Below are 1,199 nucleotides of genomic sequence, written 5' to 3' on the forward strand. Positions count from 1 at the left end.
GGGCCCGGCACAGCCACTGCAAAAAAACACCTGAACTGCGACCAAGGTCGGCCGATACAATCTCTAGTGCTGCTGGTGGATCGCTGGCAGACTGCGAATCCTTTCAAGCCGTACTCTTGTCCTGGGGCTGTATGCCAACGTTTTCTCAGCGTCATGTGTTGTTGGTGATCAGTTGGGTGATCATTTTCGGTGGGTTGTTGCTGGTGTTGCCGCTGCGCCTGTTGCCGAGCCTGTTGGCCGGGTTGCTGGTGTTCGAACTGGTCAATATGCTCACGCCGCAGTTGCAGCGACTGATCGAAGGCCGGCGCGCCCGCTGGCTGGCAGTGGCGCTGCTGGGCACGCTAGTGGTGAGCGTGCTGTCCCTGATCTTCGCCGGAGCCATCAGCTTCCTGCTGCATGAAGCGGAGAACCCGGGTGCATCCCTGGATAAATTCATGGGCGTGGTAGACCGCGCCCGCGGGCAATTACCACCGTTCATCGATGCCTACCTGCCGGCCAGCGCGGCCGAGTTCCGGGTGGCGATCAGTGATTGGGTGAGCAAGCACCTGAGCGACTTGCAACTGGTGGGCAAGGACGCGGCCCACATGTTCGTGACGCTGCTGATCGGCATGGTGTTGGGGGCCATCATTGCCTTGCAGCGCATCCCTGACCTGACCAAGCGCAAGCCCCTGGCCGCCGCGCTGTTCGATCGCTTGAACCTGCTGGTAAAGGCGTTTCGCAACATCGTATTTGCGCAGATCAAGATTTCCATGCTCAACACGTTCTTCACCGGGATCTTCCTGGCGGTGGTGCTGCCGTTGTTCGGCATTCACTTACCGCTGAGCAAGACCTTGATCGTGATGACGTTCCTGCTGGGGCTGTTGCCGGTGATCGGCAACCTGATGTCCAACACACTGATCACCATCGTCGCGTTGTCGCTGTCGATCTGGGTGGCGGTGGCGGCGCTGGGTTACCTGATCGTGATCCACAAGCTCGAATACTTCCTCAACGCCCGCATCGTCGGCGGGCAGATCAGCGCCAAGTCGTGGGAATTGCTCATGGCGATGCTGGTGTTCGAAGCCGCGTTCGGCCTGCCAGGGGTGGTGGCGGGGCCGATTTATTATGCGTACCTCAAGAGTGAGTTGAAGCAGGTGGGGATGGTTTGATCCGATAGATGGGGTGTATGGCCTGGCCCCATCGCGAGCAAGCTCGCTCCCACA

At 59.7% G+C, this 1,199-nt stretch carries 1 protein-coding gene; it reads left to right on the forward strand.

Annotated elements, in window-relative coordinates:
- Positions 1-131: 131 nt before the first annotated feature.
- Complete coding sequence (locus OC610_RS27745) at positions 132-1,145, forward strand: AI-2E family transporter (RefSeq protein ID WP_264432745.1); 1,014 nt, start codon at positions 132-134, stop codon at positions 1,143-1,145.
- Positions 1,146-1,199: the final 54 nt, after the last annotated feature.

Origin of the sequence: Pseudomonas agronomica (assembly GCF_025917275.1) — a bacterium.
Taxonomy (GTDB): Bacteria; Pseudomonadota; Gammaproteobacteria; order Pseudomonadales; family Pseudomonadaceae; genus Aquipseudomonas; species Aquipseudomonas agronomica.